Origin of the sequence: Enterococcus thailandicus, assembly GCF_001886265.1 — a bacterium.
In the GTDB taxonomy this organism is placed as follows: Bacteria; Bacillota; Bacilli; order Lactobacillales; family Enterococcaceae; genus Enterococcus_B; species Enterococcus_B thailandicus.
Genome location: NZ_JXLE01000010.1, coordinates 1 through 15,470, shown reverse-complemented (window position 1 = coordinate 15,470; position 15,470 = coordinate 1). Strand labels below are relative to the sequence as shown.

14 protein-coding genes are annotated in these 15,470 nt (G+C 36.9%); 12 read left to right on the top strand and 2 right to left on the bottom strand.

Annotated elements, in window-relative coordinates:
* The first annotated feature begins 2 nt into the window (after positions 1-2).
* The 5 genes from carB to pyrE all read left to right on the top strand — a co-directional run bounded on the left by carB (position 3) and on the right by pyrE (position 6,410).
* Positions 3-3,188 (top strand): carbamoyl-phosphate synthase large subunit, encoded by a 3,186-nt coding sequence (gene carB, locus RV17_RS08135; protein ID WP_071868959.1) that lies wholly within the window; start codon positions 3-5, stop codon positions 3,186-3,188.
* A 180-nt stretch (positions 3,189-3,368) separates the two neighbouring features.
* On the top strand, positions 3,369-4,142 hold the full coding sequence (locus RV17_RS08130) for a dihydroorotate dehydrogenase electron transfer subunit (protein WP_071868958.1): 774 nt from the start codon (positions 3,369-3,371) through the stop codon (positions 4,140-4,142).
* Positions 4,139-5,071 carry a dihydroorotate dehydrogenase gene (locus tag RV17_RS08125; RefSeq protein WP_067482246.1) on the top strand — a complete coding sequence of 311 codons (933 nt, stop codon included), beginning with the start codon at positions 4,139-4,141 and terminating at the stop codon, positions 5,069-5,071. The genes RV17_RS08130 and RV17_RS08125 overlap by 4 nt, the downstream gene beginning before the upstream one ends.
* Entirely contained in the window at positions 5,068-5,775 is a 708-nt protein-coding gene (gene pyrF, locus RV17_RS08120; protein WP_071868957.1) for an orotidine-5'-phosphate decarboxylase, read from the top strand. The genes RV17_RS08125 and pyrF overlap by 4 nt, the downstream gene beginning before the upstream one ends.
* A 5-nt stretch (positions 5,776-5,780) precedes the next feature.
* On the top strand, positions 5,781-6,410 hold the full coding sequence (gene pyrE / locus RV17_RS08115; protein ID WP_071868956.1) for an orotate phosphoribosyltransferase: 630 nt from the start codon (positions 5,781-5,783) through the stop codon (positions 6,408-6,410).
* Between the two features lie 52 nt (positions 6,411-6,462).
* Here pyrE and RV17_RS13460 read toward each other — a convergent pair whose 3' ends face one another.
* Entirely contained in the window at positions 6,463-6,987 is a 525-nt protein-coding gene (locus tag RV17_RS13460; RefSeq protein WP_071868955.1) for a TetR family transcriptional regulator, read from the bottom strand.
* A 138-nt stretch (positions 6,988-7,125) separates the two neighbouring features.
* On the opposite strand from RV17_RS13460, the gene RV17_RS08105 reads away from it, so the two are divergent.
* From RV17_RS08105 to RV17_RS08090, 4 genes are all read left to right on the top strand, one after another.
* On the top strand, positions 7,126-8,076 hold the full coding sequence (locus tag RV17_RS08105) for a ketopantoate reductase family protein (RefSeq protein ID WP_071868954.1): 951 nt from the start codon (positions 7,126-7,128) through the stop codon (positions 8,074-8,076).
* A 232-nt stretch (positions 8,077-8,308) separates the two neighbouring features.
* Positions 8,309-8,956: a YfbR-like 5'-deoxynucleotidase gene (locus tag RV17_RS08100; RefSeq protein WP_067482237.1), complete on the top strand. Its 648-nt coding sequence runs from the start codon at positions 8,309-8,311 to the stop codon at positions 8,954-8,956.
* A 32-nt stretch (positions 8,957-8,988) separates the two neighbouring features.
* Positions 8,989-9,693 carry a carbonic anhydrase family protein gene (locus tag RV17_RS08095; RefSeq protein ID WP_067482235.1) on the top strand — a complete coding sequence of 235 codons (705 nt, stop codon included), beginning with the start codon at positions 8,989-8,991 and terminating at the stop codon, positions 9,691-9,693.
* A complete protein-coding gene (locus RV17_RS08090; RefSeq protein ID WP_067482233.1) occupies positions 9,690-10,604 on the top strand; it encodes a LysR family transcriptional regulator in 915 nt (304 codons plus the stop codon). The genes RV17_RS08095 and RV17_RS08090 overlap by 4 nt, the downstream gene beginning before the upstream one ends.
* A gap of 365 nt (positions 10,605-10,969) precedes the next feature.
* Here the strand turns inward: RV17_RS08090 and RV17_RS08085 are convergent, their stop codons facing one another.
* Positions 10,970-12,430: a helix-turn-helix domain-containing protein gene (locus tag RV17_RS08085; protein WP_071868953.1), complete on the bottom strand. Its 1,461-nt coding sequence runs from the start codon at positions 12,428-12,430 to the stop codon at positions 10,970-10,972.
* A gap of 683 nt (positions 12,431-13,113) precedes the next feature.
* Here RV17_RS08085 and RV17_RS08080 point away from each other — a divergent pair.
* From RV17_RS08080 to RV17_RS08070, 3 genes are all read left to right on the top strand, one after another.
* On the top strand, positions 13,114-13,725 hold the full coding sequence (locus tag RV17_RS08080; RefSeq protein ID WP_067482229.1) for a hypothetical protein: 612 nt from the start codon (positions 13,114-13,116) through the stop codon (positions 13,723-13,725).
* 93 nt (positions 13,726-13,818) lie between these two features.
* Entirely contained in the window at positions 13,819-14,346 is a 528-nt protein-coding gene (locus RV17_RS08075) for a hypothetical protein (protein WP_067482227.1), read from the top strand.
* Positions 14,347-14,398: 52 nt separating this feature from the next.
* Positions 14,399-15,470, top strand: a 1,072-nt coding sequence (locus RV17_RS08070; RefSeq protein WP_143139934.1) for a hypothetical protein, incomplete at its 3' end; no start/stop codon positions are given.

Here is a 15,470-nt window from a genome sequence, read left to right as displayed (position 1 = left end):
GAATGCCAAAACGGACAGATATCAAAAAAATCATGGTGATTGGCTCAGGACCAATCATTATCGGTCAAGCGGCCGAATTTGATTATGCTGGAACGCAAGCTTGTCTTGCACTTAAAGAAGAAGGCTATGAAGTTGTTTTAGTCAACTCAAATCCTGCAACGATTATGACAGATCAAGAAATTGCGGATCAAGTCTACATCGAGCCAATAACATTAGAGTTTGTTTCACGCATTTTAAGAAAAGAACGTCCAGATGCACTGCTTCCAACTTTAGGTGGCCAAACGGGTTTAAACATGGCGATGGAACTAGCTGAGTCAGGAATTTTGGATGAACTTCAGATTGAACTTCTGGGTACGAAGCTTTCTGCAATCGACCAAGCAGAAGATCGAGATTTGTTCAAAAAATTGATGGAAGACTTAAATCAGCCAATTCCCGAATCAGAAATCGTGACTACGGTCGAAGATGCCGTCGCTTTTGCGAATCAAATTGGTTATCCGATTATTGTTCGACCTGCATTCACCCTTGGAGGTACAGGTGGTGGAATGTGTGAAAATGAAGAAGAATTGCGAATCACTGCAGAAAATGGGCTGAGTTTATCGCCTGTTACGCAATGCTTGATTGAGCGCAGTATTGCTGGATATAAAGAAATCGAGTACGAAGTGATGCGTGACTCAGCTGATAATGCGATTGTTGTTTGTAATATGGAGAACTTTGATCCAGTAGGTATCCACACAGGAGATTCCATTGTTTTTGCACCAAGTCAAACGCTATCTGATCACGAATATCAAACATTGCGTGATGCGTCACTTTCAATTATTCGTGCGTTGAAAATCGAAGGTGGTTGTAACGTTCAGCTTGCCCTTGACCCTCATAGCTTTAATTATTATGTGATTGAAGTAAATCCACGTGTTTCACGATCTTCGGCACTAGCAAGTAAAGCAACCGGCTATCCAATTGCAAAATTAGCGGCTAAAATCGCGTTGGGCTTGACTTTAGATGAAATGAAAAATCCAGTAACTGGAACAACTTATGCAGAATTCGAACCAGCGTTAGACTATGTCGTTGCAAAAATCCCACGTTGGCCATTTGATAAATTTGAAAATGGGGAACGTATACTGGGAACACAAATGAAAGCAACGGGTGAAGTCATGGCAATTGGACGAAATATCGAAGAGTCGTTACTAAAAGCCGTTCGCTCTCTTGAAATCGGCACACATCATCTTGAGCTTCCTGAATTGGCAAATGTGAATGAAGACCAGCTAACTGAAAAAATGGTTCGAGCACAAGACGATCGTCTGTTTTATGTTGCGGAGGCGTTACGCCGAGGCTATCCAATTGAGGAAATAGCTGAGTTAACAAAGATTGACTTATTCTTCTTAGATAAATTACTCCATATTATTGAAATCGAAACCCAATTACAAGCAGAGCCTTCCAATTTAAGGCTGTTGAAATTAGCAAAGAAAAACGGATTTACAGACAAAAAGATTGCACAATTATGGCAAACAACGCCAGAAAAAATTCGTGAACTTCGAAAAGAAAATCAGTTATTGCCAGTCTACAAAATGGTAGATACTTGTGCAGCTGAATTTGAATCAAATACGCCTTATTTTTATAGCTCGTATGAATTTGAAAATGAAAGTAGTCGCTCAGAAAAACCATCTGTGTTGGTACTTGGTTCTGGACCAATTCGAATTGGTCAAGGAGTGGAGTTCGACTATGCGACGGTTCATTCAGTAAAAGCAATCCAACAAGCAGGTTATGAAGCAATCATTATGAATAGTAATCCAGAAACAGTTTCCACAGATTTCTCAGTTTCAGATAAGTTGTACTTTGAACCACTGACTTTTGAAGATGTGATGAATGTGATTGAGCTAGAACAACCAATTGGCGTTATCGTTCAGTTTGGCGGACAAACAGCAATCAATTTAGGTGAGCCGTTAGCAAAAGCTGGTGTGAAAATTTTAGGAACGACGATTGAGGATTTGGATCGAGCAGAAAACCGTGATTTATTTGAACAAGCGTTGCAAGAACTAAAGATTCCACAGCCACTAGGAGATACAGCAACAAGTAAAGAAGAAGCTGTAAAAATTGCAACGATGATTGGTTATCCTGTCTTAGTTCGTCCAAGTTATGTGCTTGGCGGACGGGCAATGGAAATCGTAGAAAATCAGCGTGACCTAGAGGATTATATGGAGCATGCCGTGAAAGCCTCGCCTGAACATCCTGTTTTGATTGACCGCTACTTAGTGGGCGGTGAATGCGAAGTTGATGCGATCTGTGATGGAGAAACTGTCTTGATTCCTGGAATCATGGAACATATTGAGCGTGCGGGGGTCCATTCAGGTGACTCAATGGCGGTATACCCACCACAAACATTATCAGAAGAGATTAAATCGACAATTGAAGATTACACGAAACGATTAGCTTTAGGACTAAACTGTATTGGAATGATGAATATCCAATTTGTGATCCATGAAGAAAAAGTCTATGTGATCGAAGTCAATCCCCGTGCGAGCCGTACTGTACCATTTTTAAGTAAAGTAACTGGGATTCCAATGGCACAAGTAGCAACCAAAGCCATTTTGGGCCAAAGTTTGCGGGAATTAGGTTATGAAACAGGTCTTTATCCTGAAACCGAAGATGTCCATGTAAAAGCACCTGTCTTTTCATTCACGAAGCTACAAAAGGTTGACACGTACTTAGGGCCTGAAATGAAATCAACTGGTGAAGTCATGGGCTCCGATCGAAACTTAGACAAAGCTTTGTATAAAGCCTTTCGAGCTGCTGGGTTAAATCTACCAGATTATGGTGCAGTCCTCTTTACGATTGCAGACGAAACAAAAGAAGAAGCATTGGGCTTAGCTAAACGCTTTGCAGAGATTGGTTACAGTTTGCTAGGTACGAAACATACAGCTGAATTTTTCCGTAACAACGGATTAATTGTTACGACAGTAGCGAAAATTTCAGAAACAACAACAGAGGAAAACGTTGTCGATATCATTCGAACAGGAAAAGCACAAGTAGTTGTGAATACGATTGATAAAGACCGTGGGAATGCGTCAAAAGATGGCTTTATTATCCGACGTGAATCAGTTGAACATGGTGTACCACTCTTTACTTCACTTGATACAGCAGCTGCAATCGTTCGAGTGATGGAATCACGTGCGTTTTCAACAAAAGCAATTTAAAAAGGTTCGCATCATTCACTTAGCTCCGCTGAAGTAACTGACAAGTAACAGAATCCTTTTAGCTGGTTCTGACTAGTTGTGAGTTGCTCTGAGGAGCTGTTTTATGGAAAAATAGGTTGAGTAAAAAAAACGGCTTCATCAATGAGTTTTAACAAAGTCGATAAGTATAGGAGTGTGGATATGAAACAAGAAGTTATGGAAATCATTCAACAAAATCAGTTAGCACCACGAATTTTCGAACTGACACTAAAGGGTGAATTAGTTCAAGAGATGAAGCGTCCGGGTCAATTTATTCATATCCGTGTTCCTAGAGCAGACTTGTTATTACGTAGACCAATTAGTTTAAATAAAATCGATCCAAGTACGAATACTTGTCGAATCATTTATCGTGTAGAAGGTGACGGAACTAAATTATTTTCAACGTTGACTACAGGTGATGCGCTGGATGTGATGGGACCACTAGGAAATGGGTTTGATTTAACGGGATTAAAAGCTGGAGATTGTGCATTCATCGTTGGCGGTGGTATCGGGATTCCACCATTATATGAATTATCTCATCAACTAAAAGCAAAAGGTGTCAAAGTCAAGCACTTTTTAGGTTTTGCATCAGCAGATGTTATGTACTATGAAGAAAAGTTCCAACAACTTGGAGAAACAAAAATTGCTACAGATGATGGCTCGGCAGGCGTCCAAGGAAATGTTGGTAATCTTTTGTTAGCAGAAGAAAATAAAAAACCAGACGCAGTGTTTGCTTGTGGTGCGAATGGAATGCTTAAGGCGGTCGAGCACTTTTTCCACGATCATCCTAATGTCCAGCTTTCTTTAGAATCACGCATGGCATGTGGAATCGGTGCTTGCTATGCTTGTGTATGCCACAAGGCAGAAGATGAAACGAAAAGTGTGAAAGTCTGTGATGAAGGTCCGATTTTCAAAGCAGGAGAGGTGATTCTATGACACAACCATCATTAGCAGTAAAAATACCAGGACTTGATTTAAAAAATCCAATCATGCCTGCTAGCGGCTGTTTTGGTTTTGGAAAAGAATATGGACAGTACTATGATTTGAATCAATTAGGTTCAATCATGGTTAAAGCAACGACACCACAAGCAAGATTTGGTAACCCGACACCTCGTGTTGCTGAAACCCCTTCAGGTATGCTAAATGCAATCGGCTTACAAAATCCCGGACTAGAAACCGTGATGAATGAGTTATTACCTGAATTAGAAAAATATCCTGATTTGCCAATCATTGCCAATGTGGCAGGCGCATGCGAAGAAGATTATGTGGAAGTCTGCGGTAAAATTGGTGATGCGCCTAATGTGAAGGCAATCGAATTAAACATCTCTTGCCCCAACGTGAAGCACGGAGGTATTGCGTTTGGAACAGATCCTGATGTCGCTTTTCAACTAACACAGGCGGTAAAGAAAGTTGCTAAGGTTCCAATCTATGTCAAATTATCGCCCAACGTTACTGATATCGTTCCTATCGCTTTAGCAATTGAAGCAGGTGGAGCAGACGGGTTTACTATGATTAACACACTCTTAGGAATGCGCATTGATTTAAAGACAAGAAAACCGATTTTAGCGAATCAAACAGGTGGTCTATCAGGTCCCGCAATCAAACCAGTTGCGATTCGCTTAATCCATCAAGTCGCAGGCGTCTCTAAGCTACCAATTATTGGTATGGGTGGTGTTCAGACGGTTGATGATGTATTAGAAATGATTATGGCGGGTGCAAGTGCAGTCGCAGTTGGAACCGCCAATTTTACAGATCCCTACGTTTGCCCAAAATTGATTGATGCTTTACCTCAGCGAATGGCTGAGTTAGGTATCGCATCATTGGAACAACTTATTCAAGAAGTTAGAGAGGAGCGTCAACAATGAATCAGCGACCGATTATTGCCTTAGATTTTTCAAACCGAAACGAAGTAGAACAATTTTTACAATTATTTCCTGAGGAGGAAAAGTTGTTTGTTAAAATTGGGATGGAACTCTTTTATCAAGAAGGGCCAGCGATTGTCCGTTGGCTGAAAGAATCAGGACATGATGTATTTTTAGATTTGAAATTACATGATATTCCCAATACAGTTGAAAAAGCAATGCGTGGCTTAGCAAAGTTAGGCGTTGATATCACTTGTGTACATGCCGCCGGAGGAATCCGAATGATGGAGGCTGCGATGCGTGGTTTAGCATCAGGAACACCGGAAGGAAAACAACGACCCTTATTATTAGCAATTACTCAGTTGACTTCGACAAGTGAAGAAGAGATGCATCATGATCAGCTGATTGAAGTTCCTTTAGAAGAAAGTGTGATCCATTACGCTACTTGTGCACAAGTAGCAGGATTAGATGGCGTAGTTTCTTCAGCACTGGAAGTAACTAAAATCAAAGATGCTACAAATTCTGAATTTGTCTGCTTAACACCAGGCATCCGACCACAAGGAGCAGACATCGGTGATCAAACGCGAGTGGTAACTCCCGGACGAGCAAGAGAAATTGGAGCAACTTTCATTGTAGTTGGGCGCCCAATTACACAAGCAGAAAATCCTTACGAAGCTTACCAAACAATAAAAAACGAATGGAGCTAACACGAATGACTGTCGAAAAATTAATTGCAAAAGACTTATTAGAAATTGAAGCAGTATTTTTGAACCCAACACAACCATTTACTTGGGCAAGTGGATTGAAAAGCCCAATTTATTGTGATAATCGTATCACGATGAGTTATCCTAAGGTTCGTCGGGAAATAGCAAATGGTTTAGCCAAAAAGATTAAAGAAGAGTTTCCAGAAGTCGAAGTAATTGCTGGAACAGCCACAGCAGGTATCCCTCATGCTGCTTGGGTTGCAGATATCCTTGATTTACCAATGGTTTATATTCGCAGCAAAGCGAAAGATCATGGAAAAGGAAATCAAATTGAAGGTCGGATTTTTGAAGGTCAAAAAATGGTTGTCATTGAAGATTTGATCTCAACTGGTGGCAGTGTGTTAGAAGCTTGTGAAGCAGCAACACGTGAAGGTGCTGATGTGCAAGGTGTAGCAGCAATCTTTACTTATGAGCTACCCAAAGGATTAACTAATTTTGCTCAGGCGAAAATGCCTTTGGTCACGTTGACTAACTATTCAACATTAATTGAAACAGCACGTGAAGCAAACTACATCAATGAAGAAGAATTAAATTTACTGAAAAGTTGGAAAAAAGATCCAGAAAACTGGAATGTATAACAAAAAGACGATAACAACTATTTTCATAGTGTTGTCGTCTTTTATAGTATCATTAGTATTTTGCTAAGTTTGACGGTAACTGAAATCGTTCAATAATGGGCTTGATTTCATACAACGATTCAATTGAAGCTTCACGAGAAGACAAATAATGATTCAAGACACCCACGATTCCATTTGCAATAAAAATCGCTTCCGTTGTTTGTGCTTGATCGTTTGTTGCTGTAAAAGTCAAGATATGTTGTTTTAGGTAATCTGTAAATAGACCCTGCTTATCAGAAGCAATCAACATTCGATACGTTTCCTGGTTCTCTACGATGAATTGAAAAGTTTTTATTAGTAGATTGTCTGTTTCCGCTGTTTCTGTTTGACAATAAGTAACTAGTTCTTGAATTGATTGTTGGATCATTTTTTCTAAAAGATCATATTTATCTAAGTAATTTAAGTAAAATGTCCCGCGATTGATATCTGCTAGTTCACAAATCTCGCTGACTTTTACTCGTTCGATGTCTTGCTTTTTTAGCAATTGGAAAAAAGCTGTTTGAATAGCTGTTTGTGTTTTACGCACTCGTCGATCCATGTGATTCTCCTGTCATGTTAAGTGATTTGTTCGTTAATCAACAGATTGTCATTTTTGATGATTGATTGCTGACTTTGGTCTGTTTATTATACTGGATGTTCGTTGAATTATAAACAGGTGTTCATAAAAGGAGAAAAAATGAAACTATTAATTTATGGTGCAGGTATTCAAGGAAGCTATCTTGCACATATTCTTGCGAAAAATAAAGAGAATGAAGTAACGATACTTGCCAGAGGAAAGACGAAGGAGCATTTAGAAACAAATGGGCTTGAATTAAAACATGTTATTCAGAAGAAAAGAACAGTAGATACAATCAAAATAATTTCAAAGCTAGAACCAACAGATAAGTATGATTTGATTTTTGTCACAATGAAATACAATGATTTTGATTCTGTGATTGAACCGATTGCTAGGAATCACAGTCAGCGAGTGATTTTTGTTGGCAATCAAATGAATCCAGAATTATTAAAAGAAAAAATCATTCAAAAAAATCCAGCTAAGCAAGTCTTTTTTGGTTTTCAAAATACTGGTGGAACAAGGGAAGGTAACTTAATTACAATTTTACGTTTCAATGGAGGCAAAATGAAAATCTATCTTGATTCCAATGAGTTCGAAATGACTCAGCTTTTGAATCAAGTCTTTGCTCGAACAAATTATCAATGGCAATCAGATCCAACTTTACCTGACTGGCTGAAAAGCCATGCCGCATTGATTATGGTGCTGAATAGCTTAGATCTTATTTATCGAAAAAAAATGAAAAATAAACAAGAATTAACTCGCTTATTTTCCATAACGGCTTCAGCATTTAAAGAAGCGTTTACTGTCTTAGAAGAAAACGGATATCCGATTGTGCCGAAGATTCAGAAAAATTTATTGCAAAATGAATTTTTGACGAAAATTGGTTTGAGACTAATGTATGCTACACCATTGATGGCATCAGCTCAGGGAAGTTATACAGAAATCGAGTTGATTATTTGTTCCTTTGAACGGCTTAAAAAAGAAACGGGAACAAAAACACCGAATCTTGATCAATTAATTAAAATCACTGCTCAAGTGAACGAGCGAAAGAGTGTTATCAAAAAGTTTTGATATATTTATTCCGAAAAGTGGAAACGACTCAATAAAAAAGAAAAAAATTAATAAAAAATTGCAACTAATTCTTTAACTCGGCTAACTCATTGAAAAATTATTCGTGCAAGTATTTTTTGTGGAATTTGTGCTAAATAAAAATTAAAAAGCAGCAAATCTAGTTCTTTGTAATTGCATGATGCGAAGAGTAAATGCTATGATTGTTGGAAAAGTATGGAGGAGAGATGGCAATATGGGCTTAAATGAATACCTTTTAGGATTAAATAATTTAGAAAAAATTATTCGTGCGCCTGGCTTCTTCAAGCACACAGAACACACGGTGGCGGCACATTCGTTTCGAGTAGCATCAATTGCACAAGTTTTAGGCGATATTGAAGAAGCTAATGGACAGACGATTGATTGGAAACTGTTATATGAAAAATCTTTGAATCATGATTATACAGAACGCTTTATTGGTGACATCAAAACACCTGTGAAATATGCAAATAAAGAACTACGAGGGATGTTACAAACAGTTGAAGAAAAAATGACTGATGAATTTATTAATCAAGAAATCCCAGAAGAATTTCAAGAAATTTATCGTCGTCGCCTATTTGAAGGAAAAGATGACACGATTGAAGGAGAATTGCTAGCAATCGCGGATAAAGTAGATTTGCTGTATGAATCATTTGATGAAATTAGCAAAAATAATCCTGAAAAAGTTTACCGAGAAATGTTTATTGAATCGATTTTAACAATTAAAGAATTCGATCATCGAGCAAGTGTAAATTATTTCTTTGATTTTATTTTTCCAGAACTATTGAACCAAGAATTTTTCGGAAAAGAAGAGTTTCTAGCAGATATTTCTGCCGCTTTACAAAGAAAGAAACGAACGAACTAACTTTTATGGAAAGACTCAGGAGGACGTAAGCGTTGAAAAAAAATATGGATGTTGAATGGGGCTACTCGGGAGAGCGAGGGCCAGAGCACTGGGCAAGTTTATGTGATTGGTTTGCAAAAGGAGCAGAATTTTCTTTGCAATCACCTATTCCACTTGTTACTTGCCAAGAAGTAAGTGATGTGAAAGAAACGATTTCTTTCCATTATCAATGTCAAAAATTCACAGATAAAGAATTTAAAAACACGATCCACTTAGTACCATTTGACCAAATCAGTTATGTCAAATATCAAGGTGAAGAATTTTATTTGACAGATATCCACTTCCATCTGCCTTCTGAGCATATTATCAATGGAAAACACGAAGACATTGAATTTCATTTTGTCCATACGAATCAGCGTCAAGAAAACTTGGTTGTTGGAGTTATGTATGAGTTGCGACATGAGGATGGCTGGTTTTATGATCGGAATCACGAAGAACGCTGGGACTTAGCAGCGCATGAACATTGGATGAATCCAATCGTATTTTTCCCTGAAAAGAAGAGCCACTATCATTATGTTGGCTCATTAACGACACCCCCAACTGCAGGCCCTATTCAGTGGTTTGTTATGGATCAAGTTGGGCAGTTAAATCAAGACTTCCTGACTCCATTTAAAGGACAGTATGCGCAGCCTAATAATCGTCCGCTACAAGCACTTAATGATCGGAAAATTGACTATTTTGAGGAGTCAAATACATGAATATCCAACAAATGAAGTATGTGATTGCTGTTGCGAATAATGGTAGCTTTCGAGAGGCTGCTAAGAAGTTATTCGTTTCGCAACCTAGCTTGTCTACCGGAATCAAAGAATTAGAAACTGAATTAGGAATCAGTTTATTTACTCGTACAAATCGAGGCGCGTATTTAACAGAAGCAGGACAAGATTTCTTGCAACGTGCAGAAAAAATTTTGGTTCAATTAGAATCACTTGAAAGTTATTATCAAACAAGTGAAACACGCGAAATGTTTTCTGTGGCTTCTCAACACTATGATTTTTTAGGGCCACTGATTGCCAAAATGATGGCAGAATTCAATCAAGAAATCAAACAATTCAGAATCATGGAAACGACTACTGCAAAAGTGATTGAAGAAGTGAGAGAACAGCATAGTGAAGTAGGCGTGCTATACATGAACGAAAAAAACCAAGCTGGAATCATGCGCTATTTACAGCAAGGTGAGCTAGTTGCCAGAACGATTCATACGTTCTCTACACATATTTTTTTGAGACAAGGACATCCACTAGCAAAACAGACGAAAATCCATAGAAAAGAATTGTTAGCTTACCCTCAAGTACGCTTTACTCAAGATGGCAATAATTTTCCTTATTTTTACGAAGATCTGATTGAGATACCTGCACAAGAATCAGTTGTTTATACCAGTGATCGTGGGACACTGATGAACTTAGTACTAGAAACAGATGCTTATGCTTCTGGATCTGGAATTGTTATTGGTGGTATCAAAGATCAAATCAAACTTATTCCATTAGCAGATAGTCAACCAAATCAACTCTGCGTCATTCATTCTGGTAAACGTACGTTGAGTGTAGAAGCACAGCGATTTATTCAAGGTTTAACGGATATACTAACAAGTGAATTAGCAAATAAAAAATAAGTTAGTTATCATTATAAAAAAAGTAACTTCAATTTCCGAAAGCGAGCGCCCAAAGTTAGATTGCTAGTCTAACCTTGGACGCTCGCTACATTTGAAGTTGCTTTTTTATTATGTCTTTAGCCCCAGTTACATTCTTAGATCGTGTGAATGTAACGGGTAGGTGGGTTGATAGTAAAAAGTTCTATTAAAAATCTCTTTAGTCTCGTTAAAAGTCAGTTGTTTAGAGTATATAACAATGAAAGAGGTTGAACAGCTTTGTCCATACAAGGTGATGATGATTGAATCATGTTAAGTGTTAACAGATAGAAACATAATTCTCCTGTTAGATTCCTATTTTTTACAAATCATATAGCTTATGGAAATGGCTACTGTTTCTTTCTATCATCAATTTTTTCTATAAATTTTTGTTGGATGAGCGAAATAAGATCTATCCACCTGTTCGAGTTGTTGATGGAATCCAGGTAGAAAAGTATTTGGTCAGTTGATTTTTTTTCAAAACTATCTGTGATCACGATATCGGCTTCGGAAAAATTATTTGTAAAGACAATATTGTTGGTGTTGAAAATTGTTTGGATACGTTTCTCAATAACGTATACGGCTGTAAAGACTTTGGACATTTGAATATATAATTTTAGGGTGGTACTTTTTTTAAAAGAAGAAACAGTGTAAAGCAATGCGGCAATATAATTTTCTAGTGCTTTATCTTCAAAAAGTTCAGCGATTTCTTTTTTGATGCGATTCATATAATCATCAGTTTTATTAATATTTAAGTGTGGAACAGGAATCATCAATTCTAAGAAAAGAACGTACTTGTCACCAATCATAGAATAGAGAATATTGAAAATCGTTAAATAATACAAATAGATACCGTTTTCGTTAGCACTGATAGGTTCCAAGAAAACATTTGAAAATTTTGAATATATTTCATTTGCTAGTCGACAAGCAGGGTGATCAAATTCTTGGAATTTTCTTCCTAAATTAATTTTTGCTTCCGAGGAGATCAAATCGGACAGAAAAATTCTTGCGAAAAAGTTGAGATATAGCTTCTCTGAATCTGCTACATTCTCTGAAAGATTTTCAAACGGACTTTTATTAAATAGTTTGGTTACATCGTAGCTCTCTTGTAAAAGTTTCAGTAGGTCATAGAGCGAATCATCAGGGTCAATAACTAGAAAGTTATCATTTAAAAAGCGTTGTTGCACTATTTCGCTAAATAAATACAATGCATGATTTTTGGTTAAAGAAATTGCAGAATTACTATTATCAAAATTTACGATTGGCGTTGTGGAATCAAATGGCCACTCCATTCCTTGAAAATTATCTTGCAAGATTGTATATGAAAACATGCGAAGACAAATTTCGTTTCCTTTAAGAGAGTAGATTTGATTTGTACTGTTGACAGATAAATCAAATTGAGAAAGATAACCATTCAATTGTGAACAGAGTTTCAGTAAATATGCTTCCGAGATAAATAAATGATCGAGAATTTGTTGCTTTGAAATACTGTAATTTGTAAGCAATAAGACACAGAGCCTAAAAAGAGTAGAGTTATTGGAGAGCGCAAGTTTTAGCTGATAAAAATAAGTGATGATATTATCTGAAAACATTGGGTTTATCGAGATGATGCCTTGATTATTTGAAATAATAAGATCATTTTCATTTTTAGTATGCTCAACGAAGTAGTTGTTCAATTTAAGGATATCACCCTTGATCGTTAATTTTGGAATAGCTATTTCTTCTGATAGAAGCGTCAAGGTAGTACTTTTATTAGTAAGTATTATGTGTAAAATAATGAGTTCGCGCTCAAAATGATTTGAAATAATCATAGTATGCCTCGTTTCTATTTTGATATTTCTATTTGATAAGAGAAGAACGATGTCTAAAGATAGCTATCGTTTTTACGGTGAGATAGAAACCTATAAATAATGCTCTTTTATTGAATATTGAACTGTGAAAAATGGTTGTTACAGGTAAATTGATACATTTTGTATCATTATCGTTATTAATTTAGCTTATTTATCAGACTGATTATATCGTGTATATTTTATAGAAAAACATTTCTTTAAGAACATCTTCAAAGTAAAAAGATGGCTTAACTCATATGCTTGTTTTATTTAATGTTATCTCACAATACAATAGTACTTCTTTTCTTTAGGAATCGTCTAGTCAAAAAAGCATACTTTTTGATTGATTCAGCTTGTTTTCCAAGTATCATTTTTCCATAAAATGAGGAAAATATTTATTTGTAGTAGTTGCATATACAATTTTAGTCTACCGGTCTACTTGATTTGTATTGTCTCATTTGTCGGATAAGATGATAGAATTTTTATTGAACCTACTTGTTATTTGTTATGTGACATTTTTAAAATTGGAGGCTTAATTCTATTTACGCGTTTCTTTTATTTATAGACAAAGATCGATGAAAGAACGACTACTTAACCAAGCTAACTGTTATGTAACTGAAATAGTAAAGAAGGTTCTAAAGAAAAGAGGAAAGAGGCGATTTAGAATGATTAAAAAGTTGTTAGTAAGTACTTTGATTCTTGGAGGAGTAGTTGCTTTTGCACCAACAAATGTAAGTGCATGGACTAGTGGAGATATTGATCCTAGTGATACACCACAAGTTGTCGACGGTGTCGAAACTGGAGATGTAGCTGTAAATGGCTGGATCGGTGAATGGGATGAAACAGATCCAGGGTCACCAACTGATCCTGAAGATCCATCAACTATTAATGTTACGATTCCTACAAAAGTTTTATACGCTAATAGCGTAGATGGCCAGGGTGCACCGACGGCTAGTATTATTTCACCAATCTATAAAATTGAAAATAATTCGACTACAACTAAGTTGAGTATTGCGGTGGCTAATTTTGCTTCAAAAAATGCAGTGGATGTTAAGCAAGATTTGTCAATAAAAGCTTCCAATGGTGCTGAAGTTGCATTACACAAAAAGACAGGTCAAATGTTGTCTAAGAAAACCTATTTAACTTCACTTGGAACAGATGCAGTTGATACATTTACATTCGTAGGTTCTGTTGATCCAAGTTATTTTCCAGCAAGTGGTGATGCTGCATTACGTCCCGAATATCAAATGGGTCTACATTTTACTGCTATCAAGTAAGCATACTGTTGTAAGAGTCCTTTATGAGGAAACGTAATTAAAGAGGTGAAAGATTTTTTTCTCTCTTTTATTCACGAGTAAGGAGCGTTACATATGGATAATATCAATAATCAAGAAGAACAAAAAAGGAAAAGAAAATTAATTGTCTTACTATTTTTAGTAATCCTCCTTTTAGCATCAGGTATGACAGCATACTTTCTGAAGGATCGTTTTTTTACGGAGCCCAGAGTAATTAGTGGGTTGCCTGAGTTAGAAACAGGTCTTGAAGTGATGAGCGATGAACAGATGTTGAAATTCATGCAGTCAGAAGTAGATAAAGACAAGATCAATATTAACTTGAAGCATGAGATTTCAGTCTCTAAAGAAACGAATGTTGCCCAACTTGCAGTGAAAAATAAGCCAACAAATGCGTACAGTATTCAAGTGGAGTACTTATTGAAAGAGGGGAATGAACAACTATATAAATCTGGTTTGATTCCCACAAATCGCCAACTATCTGAAGTAAAGCTGAAAAAAAGTTTGTCGGAAGGTAGTCATGAAGTAATGATTATCTATACGATTTTTGATGAGGAAAAACAGATTAATCAATCGACTATTGATGGCGTTCTGTATGTCAGCTAACGGAAGAGATTTCATAGTTAGGAATGGTGGTGAAGAACTGGGGAGATAGAAGATGAAAAATAAATCTAAAATAATTATTTGTTTCATGCTAGGCTCGGTTCTGTTCGGAAATTTTTCTCAAATCATCAATGCCGGCAGTTCAGCAGTATGGGCACAAGAAAAAAATAAAAGTCTAGAACCAATTCAAACTGAAGAAGAACCTGTACCAGTTAAATCAGGTGAGGACCAAATAGAGTCTGAAGAAACAACAGAGGCAATCCAAAGTCAAGAAAAAGTCAGCTTGAACGAAGAAAGTAATCAAGTAGAAAACGAAGATACTTCACACTCTGCTACATCTTCTGAAGGACAGTCAACTGAAAATGAAAATAATATGGAAGTTGACTCTACCAATGACTCTGCCAATAAGTATGCTGAATCAAAAGATGATATGACAATTATTGCAGAAGCTATCGAACAAGAGATTACTTTGGGGACACAGCAAGCAGAGCTTGATATCACTAAAATGTACAAAAATGTAACATTGGATGATGGATCGGCTATTGATGCTTCTGACGTAGAGGCATATATTGTCGCAGCTCCCAAGTTTGATTCAATGGAGGCATCAGAAAGCCATATTCAACTTTCACTGACACGAAAATCCAATAACCAATCAACTACATTATGGGTGCCAATCAAGATGAAATGGGCGAGTACCATCCAGCTTCGAGGGTTAAGTGATTATACCGCAGGTGCATATACCTTGCGTCAGAAAGATGACTCTTACTATATCCGTTCGAATTATGGGGAAAATGGTTTCTATCGTGGTACAGGTGTGGACAATAGTTATCTTAGTACACCTTATCACTCAATTACTTTGTTAAGAGGATTGGGCAACATCGATCAGTTGAGTAACATCTACTACAAAGAAACAAAAGGTACTAATACTGCCAGAGATGTGGTAGAAGATTTTGGAACAGATGGGCAACAATCTGTTCAACTAGGTGATGTCGTCAAAATCTGGCATAGAGAACAAAAACGAAATTTCTATACGAAAGATGAGAAAAAAATTGCGTACTCAACTAAGGACGAAGACAGCACGTATTTCGCAATCACTGCTGATGGTTTTGTTCCTTATCGCTTAAATC

Coding starts and splice junctions, on each gene's coding strand:
- carB (WP_071868959.1), top strand. CDS start 3: ATGCCAAAACGGACAGATATCAAAAAAATCATGGTGATTGGCTCAGGA.
- RV17_RS13460 (WP_071868955.1), bottom strand. CDS start 6,987: ATGGATCGACGAGTGCGTAAAACACAAACAGCTATTCAAACAGCTTTT.
- RV17_RS08090 (WP_067482233.1), top strand. CDS start 9,690: ATGAATATCCAACAAATGAAGTATGTGATTGCTGTTGCGAATAATGGT.
- RV17_RS08080 (WP_067482229.1), top strand. CDS start 13,114: ATGATTAAAAAGTTGTTAGTAAGTACTTTGATTCTTGGAGGAGTAGTT.
- RV17_RS08085 (WP_071868953.1), bottom strand. CDS start 12,430: ATGATTATTTCAAATCATTTTGAGCGCGAACTCATTATTTTACACATA.
- pyrE (WP_071868956.1), top strand. CDS start 5,781: ATGACTGTCGAAAAATTAATTGCAAAAGACTTATTAGAAATTGAAGCA.
- RV17_RS08100 (WP_067482237.1), top strand. CDS start 8,309: ATGGGCTTAAATGAATACCTTTTAGGATTAAATAATTTAGAAAAAATT.
- RV17_RS08075 (WP_067482227.1), top strand. CDS start 13,819: ATGGATAATATCAATAATCAAGAAGAACAAAAAAGGAAAAGAAAATTA.
- RV17_RS08130 (WP_071868958.1), top strand. CDS start 3,369: ATGAAACAAGAAGTTATGGAAATCATTCAACAAAATCAGTTAGCACCA.
- pyrF (WP_071868957.1), top strand. CDS start 5,068: ATGAATCAGCGACCGATTATTGCCTTAGATTTTTCAAACCGAAACGAA.
- RV17_RS08125 (WP_067482246.1), top strand. CDS start 4,139: ATGACACAACCATCATTAGCAGTAAAAATACCAGGACTTGATTTAAAA.
- RV17_RS08105 (WP_071868954.1), top strand. CDS start 7,126: ATGAAACTATTAATTTATGGTGCAGGTATTCAAGGAAGCTATCTTGCA.